This is a genomic window from Rahnella woolbedingensis (genome assembly GCF_003602095.1).
Classification (GTDB): Bacteria; Pseudomonadota; Gammaproteobacteria; order Enterobacterales; family Enterobacteriaceae; genus Rahnella; species Rahnella woolbedingensis.
The window spans coordinates 71,986-78,207 of record NZ_RAHH01000027.1; the positions used below are offsets into that span (position 1 = coordinate 71,986).

Annotated in this window: 7 protein-coding genes; 1 reads left to right on the forward strand and 6 read right to left on the reverse strand. The window is 49.0% G+C overall.

The genetic code is table 11. The features are described 5' to 3' along the window. Positions 1-53: 53 nt before the first annotated feature. The 6 genes from D6C13_RS20020 to D6C13_RS20045 all read right to left on the reverse strand — a co-directional run bounded on the left by D6C13_RS20020 (position 54) and on the right by D6C13_RS20045 (position 5,552). Positions 54-632: a TerD family protein gene (locus D6C13_RS20020; protein WP_120134421.1), complete on the reverse strand. Its 579-nt coding sequence runs from the start codon at positions 630-632 to the stop codon at positions 54-56. A 52-nt stretch (positions 633-684) separates the two neighbouring features. Further along, positions 685-1,725, reverse strand: a complete 1,041-nt coding sequence (locus D6C13_RS20025; RefSeq protein ID WP_120134422.1) for a TerC/Alx family metal homeostasis membrane protein — start codon at positions 1,723-1,725, stop codon at positions 685-687. Between the two features lie 30 nt (positions 1,726-1,755). Beyond that, positions 1,756-2,211: a tellurite resistance TerB family protein gene (locus tag D6C13_RS20030; protein WP_120134423.1), complete on the reverse strand. Its 456-nt coding sequence runs from the start codon at positions 2,209-2,211 to the stop codon at positions 1,756-1,758. A gap of 22 nt (positions 2,212-2,233) precedes the next feature. Further along, a complete protein-coding gene (locus tag D6C13_RS20035; RefSeq protein ID WP_120134424.1) occupies positions 2,234-3,388 on the reverse strand; it encodes a TerD family protein in 1,155 nt (384 codons plus the stop codon). After that, the gene (locus tag D6C13_RS20040; RefSeq protein WP_120134425.1) at positions 3,388-3,975 is read right to left on the reverse strand and encodes a TerD family protein; all 588 of its coding nucleotides are present in this window, start codon (positions 3,973-3,975) and stop codon (positions 3,388-3,390) included. Before D6C13_RS20040 ends, D6C13_RS20035 begins: the two co-directional genes overlap by 1 nt. 632 nt (positions 3,976-4,607) lie before the next feature. Beyond that, a complete protein-coding gene (locus tag D6C13_RS20045) occupies positions 4,608-5,552 on the reverse strand; it encodes a coiled-coil domain-containing protein (RefSeq protein ID WP_244212729.1) in 945 nt (314 codons plus the stop codon). Between the two features lie 477 nt (positions 5,553-6,029). On the opposite strand from D6C13_RS20045, the gene D6C13_RS20050 reads away from it, so the two are divergent. Beyond that, the coding region (locus tag D6C13_RS20050; RefSeq protein WP_208642920.1) for a transposase at positions 6,030-6,222 on the forward strand (193 nt) is incomplete at its 3' end.

Below are 6,222 nucleotides of genomic sequence, written 5' to 3' on the forward strand. Positions count from 1 at the left end.
AAGCAGGCGGCGATGACCGCCTGCGAGTTCTGAAAAACGTCTCTTTGCCGCAACTATGAAGCGTTGATACCGTACTGAGCACACACTGATCCCAGTCCACCGGCATAACCCTGACCGACAGCACGGAATTTCCATTCGGTGTTATGGCGATACAACTCACCGAATAACATGGCGGTTTCTGTCGATGCATCCTCAGTCAGATCATAGCGGGCGACTTCCTGCTGATTGTCGTCATTTACAAGGCGAATAAATGCACCCGTAACCTGACCGAAACTCTGACGGCGGGTAACCGCATCGTGGATAGTGACCACGAACGCGATCTTGTCCACATCTGCAGGGATATGATCGAGTTTGATTTTCAATGCTTCATCGTCACCTTCGCCTTCGCCGGTACGGTTGTCGCCGGTGTGCAGCACAGAGCCATCAGTGGATTTCAGGTTATTGTAGAAAATGAAATCCGCATCGCCGCGTACTTTGCCTGCGTTGTTGAGCAGGAATGCAGAAGCATCAAGGTCGAAGTCCTGACCATCGGTAGAGCGGGTATCCCACCCCAGACCGATCAACACGTTTTTCATTGTTGGTGCTTCTTTACTTAAAGAGATATTTCCGCCTTTAGAAAGAGAAACGCCCATAGTTAAATCCTCAATTGTTAACGTTAATAGTCAAAGGGAAGGTCCGGGGGAATTAACCCTCTTTGCTTTCCTCAGCATCAGGTTTTCCGGGGAATAACACGCTGACAATAATTCCGACAGCCAGCACAGACAGCACAATGAAAAGACTCGCATTAGCTGAAATGTTGTAGCCGTGATGCCACAGTTGGTCGGTTGCATTAAGACCCAATTTCGCGCCAATGAAGAACAACAGCACGATGACGGCTTTTTCGAGGTGGGCCAGGTACTGTCTGAGCGCTTCCAGCACAAAGTACATAGTGCGCAGGCCAAGAATGGCGAACATCATGGCACTGTAAACAATGAGCGGTTCGCGGCTCACCGCGATTACGGCAGGGACAGAGTCGAAAGCAAACATCACATCCGACAGCTCAATTACAGCAAGACACAGAAGCAGCGGCGTCGCATACATGGCGACTTTGCCTATACGCCCGACTGTAATGTTTTCGTTTTCAGGTTTTGCCAGCTCAGCATCAACTTCTTTCTGGCTTAACAGGAAAGCGCGCCCTTTTAATTTCGGCCAGATTGGGAAAAAGCGTTTCACAATCCGGTAAGCAAGATGCTGAGAGTAATCTTCGATTGCGTCATCATCGCCGCTTTTCAGCATCATGACAGCCGTCCACAAGACGACTAGGGCAAAGACGATGTCTACCCACGGGCCCAGAGTCAGCAAACTGGCCCCGATGGCGACGAAGATCCCACGGAAGACGACGGCGCCAATAACCCCCCAGTAAAGTACGCGGTGACGAAGATTATCCGGCACGGAGAACCAGGAGAAAATTGCCATCATCACAAAGAGGTTATCGACGGAGAGGACTTTCTCAAGCGCATAACCGGTCACAAACAGACTGGCGACTTCTGCGCCGTGATGGACATAAAGGAAACCGGCGAACGCCATTGCCACCAGGATCCAGAACACTGACCAGAGCGCAGCACTCTTTAAAGAAATCGGTTTGTCATGACGGTGCATAAACAAGTCGATAAAGATGGCCCCTACAGCAAGAAAGACAAAAACGATGACTGTTTCTGCCGGGAAACCTATGTGCGTGGAGACCATATTTTGTGCCCTTACGCCAGAGTGTTAGAATTAAAGGCCAAATTCAGCCGGAGTAAAACCTAGAGCCAGGGCAATTTCCCGAACGGCCATCTTTTCGGACTCATCGAAGTCACCATCACTTTTCGCCACAGCGATCCCGACACGCACAGCCAGTTGCGCAGCCTCAGGCTGATCTTTAAGCGCCAATATGTACTTCATGGTTTCGCCTTTACCGATTTCGTAATCAAAACTGAAGCTGCTTACCAGTTCATTAAAGAACGTGATCACTTCTTTGGTCTCGAAGACTTTCAGTTCAGGAGATGCCTGAAGAAAGCCAATCATCTTTTGCTTTTCTTCGCTGCTCACACCGTCGGTCGTGACCGCAATACGCGCACAAACTGCCACTGTGCCCTGCAAGAATTTTTTGTTTTTAAAGCGCCCGACTTGTTTGGTCAGCTCATCACGACCGGCATTTAATGCGCCTTTCATTTTGTCTAAGAAACTCATGACTTCCTCTCAGGATTTGAAATTATTTGGAACCGGCAGACCAGCGAAAACCCCAGCCCAGCGCTTTGTCCATGTCTTTGTGGCCACTGAAGAACTGGTTGATTCTTTCAACCTTAATGGCCCCGTTTTCATTTACCAGACGGGCTATCGCACACATATTGTGGCGGTCAGGCCCTTCGGTTAAACGTGTCTCTATTGGTGGTTGCTCAGGTATATGTAGCGTGACGACGCCGTCAGTTTTATCCCAGCTCGCCGCTCCTTCATAAATGAAGGCATAGATAAGCACTTGCCGGATTTTCTTCCATTCGTGACCGTTAACATGCAACCACTCACCCTCCGTCACCTGCCCCGTACGGTCATCCCCCTGCAACTCAACGAAAGGTTCTGCGCTCAGGCGGCCAAATGTATTTCCAAGCGCCTGAACCACGCCTTTGGAGCCGTCCTGAAGTTCCACAAATGCACCTAAATCCAAATCCACCCCTTTGGATTTACTGAACATCCCGCCAAACATTCCGCCTGACGCAACGCTTCCCTGATGCCAGTTGAGGTTAATTTTGATTTCGCCAAAATTATCCCGTTTGGCAAGGCTGATTGAGGGTTTTTCTTTGGTAAGAGAGACTTTGCTTAAACTGATTTTGGCGGGTTCAGGTGACGTTTTTGCAGCCGGTGCCGGTGCCGGAACATCCGAAATGTCTACACCGAAATGTTCAGCCAGCGGTTTCAGTCCGCCGTTGAAACCCTGCGCAATGAATCGGAATTTCCATTCAGCATTACGGCGATAAATTTCGCCAAGGATTAGCGCTGCTTCCTGACGGCCGGACACATCCACATTCCCGGTCAGCAATACGTGGCCGTTAAGTTCAACCTGAATGGAGAGGTGTCTGAGTGCACAAAGCGTCATGTTGCCATCACAAGTTGCAGTGAAAGCCAGTTTTTGCACTTCTGGACGAAGGCGGCAAATATCGACCGTAAAGGACGTATTTGTACCGGCACCAGAGAATTTTACTGAAGCATCGTCGTTAACGGGTTGTCCGTAAAACACCATATCCGAGTCGCCCTGCACTTTATCGCAGGCGTAAAGACGAAACGAAGAAACGTCGACCGGGACACCAGAAAGAACTCGCACCGTCAGTACCTGTGCAGGAACGGGGGCATTCCCCCCCGGCGTCATCGTCATTACCGCACCACCGTGGCGACAATGTCCGCATGCATATCATCAATGGTGCGGCCTGCGGAGGCTTTGCCTAGTGCTGTGAAGTCCCAGTTACCGCCCTTGCGTGCCAAAGAAGCAATAATGATGCCGGTATGGGCACCATGTTCCGTCAGCTCGAAGCGCGCCAGTTCTTTATTGGACTGATCGACAACGCGGCAAAAAGCATTATCGACATCATTAAAAGTCTGGCCACGAAAGCTGTTGACCGTGAAAGCGAGATATTCAACCTGCGAAGGCAAGCGGGTCAGGTCCACAGTGATCACTTCATCATCGCCGTCTCCTTCGCCGGTAAGGTTGTCGCCCAAATGAACAACGGAGCCACAACTTGATTTCAATTTGCTAAACCAGATGGTATCAATCGTTTTTCCAGCACTGTCTAACAGGACACAGCCTGCATCTAAATCAATTGAATCGCTGCCGCCCCCCATAAGACCCGCTAAAAATCCTTTTTTCTTTTTTACAGGATCCCAGCCTAAACCGAATTGCAGCTGATTTAATGCTGACGTTTCTTTGCTGAGTGAAACAGTCTGGTTTTTGCTTAATGAAACCATTATTTATTCCTTCACACGTAGGTTGAATTATTATTTTTTAAACCAGAAATCCTTGTGCTGAAAAAGGATATCATGACAAAGTTGCACGATAACCCATATTTTTCTCTAATTCAGGTCAATTCAAAATAATAGCCTGATTTAAAACGTTATTTAATTTAATTCTGATGACTCTTTAAAATTAATTGAGATTTTTCATGTATTAAGTAAAGCTAACCATCAGTACCCATAGTAATTTAATTATGATTGATATGTACGAAACGCCTCCCTGGACTCATTTTTAGAAAATAAATAAATGAATTTCAAAATATAGACGATGTAAAAATTATCTTCAGGCAGAGGTGATATTTCAGGAATTAACAACCACCTTACAAATACAAAAAAAGTCTTTTTAGAAAATTAAAATATAGCGATCGGCGGCTCGCAGCCAGTGCCGATGACGGGTTAATTTCCTTCGGTACTACGGGTGCACCGGTCCCCTGCCTTACCTCCCCTTCTATCCGGTCATCAGAGGATTGCAAGGCTGCGTTCAGTGCCAACATCTGCGTCAGTTTGAATTCAGCCGTCTGTTGGCCGATGCGCTGGCCGGTTGCCAAAAATCAGGCAGCATGTAAGAACGCACCCGGTCATTGCGGCTACGCTTTACGGCTCCAGACAATCATCAGGGAAAGTGCGTAGACGATGCTGCCGAGAAAAGCGGCGGGGGCGAGATTGTCAAACAGATGGCCGGGCTGGGCATCTGAGTAAAGCATCAGCGCGACGACGGAAATTCCCATCATGGCACCGGGAATATGGATCCAGCGGGTTAAGCGTTGTTTTTGCGCCTTGTAGGCAGCGAACTCCTGATTTGAGCGATCAAGCGCGAGACTCAGGCGTTCGCAACCTTCTTCGTTATCGCGAAAGCGTTCTGCTAAACGGCTATTTTCTTGCTGAAGTTCAGCGAGTTGCTTTTTCAGCTTTGCCCTTTCGCTCTTTGCATTCTGCCCTTCGTACTCTTCCTGTTTCAGGCTGGCACGCAGTTGCGTGACTTTACGGTTCGCTTCTGCCGTCAGTTCTTTTTGCTGGCCGAGCAATGCGTAATTGCCGTCGGCACGGCGGTTGGCTGCATGGCGCCTATCTTCTTCCAGGATAACCTGGCCATGAAGTTTGTCGCGGGCTGCGGCCATCGCCGCCATCTGACTGCCCATATAAGCGACAAGATTTCTGGACTCGTCCAGTTCGGCGGAAGCAGAATTCCCGGCGGTTTGCTGACGTGAGCGCATCAGCGCCAGTTCATCCGCGTGCTGTTTTTTCTGTATTTCAGACTGATGAAGCAGTTCGCTTATCCGCGTGTTCAGGCGGTACAACTCCCCTTCCAGACGCTGAACGTCTTCCTTATTCCCGCTGGCGGTTTGATTACGAGCAACGGCCAGTTCGTGAGTCAGGCTGCGCACCTGTTTTTCCAGTGAGACGAGCTTTTCGAGTGTGACGGCGGTGTCTTTATAAACGGTTTTAACTTTGGCTTTATCTGCCTCTGCGCGGCTGAAACTGACGCCTCTGAGCGCGCTTTCCACTTCGCGGGAGATTGACATTTTATCCATAGCTTTCATCCGGTTGCATGCGCTGGCCAGAAAAGTGGCCGCTTCATTGCTGTTTCCGGTTCCAAAGGCTTGTTTGATAAGGCTCTGTATCACGCTCATAGTTGTCGCGCTCACTTGCAGTAAAAGTCAGGGCACGCCCGTTGTGCGCCTGTTTACTTATTGTATCAGATAGGATTTATTTTATTTAACGGAGTTGTTTTCAGCGAAGTGAGTACAGCAGGATCCGTGGATTTTAGGACTTAAATCGCGATCACCCGCATATTTTGCACACCTTTCGCGCCGAGCATCAGTGCACTTTCGCTGTCGGCCATCGCGGCAGGGCCGGTGTGATTTTGTCAAAATACAATTAGATAACAACTCGTCCCTCATGCTAATAAAACTATCGTTGTACCATTTTTATGGCTTTGTTGAATAAATCGAACTTTTGGCCGTAATCAGGATCAGATCACCATATTCCCGATCCTGTAGCGGTATCACGTGGCAAAACAAAAGTTCAAAATCACCAACTGGGCTACGTACAACAAGGCGCTCGTCAACCGGGGCTCACTGACATTTTGGCTTGATGAGTCAGCCATCCAGGCCTGGTATGACGAGCCCAACACGTCTTCACGTGGTCGCCCGCAACGTTATTCTCAGCTCGCTATTACCACCGTACTGATGCTTAAACGCA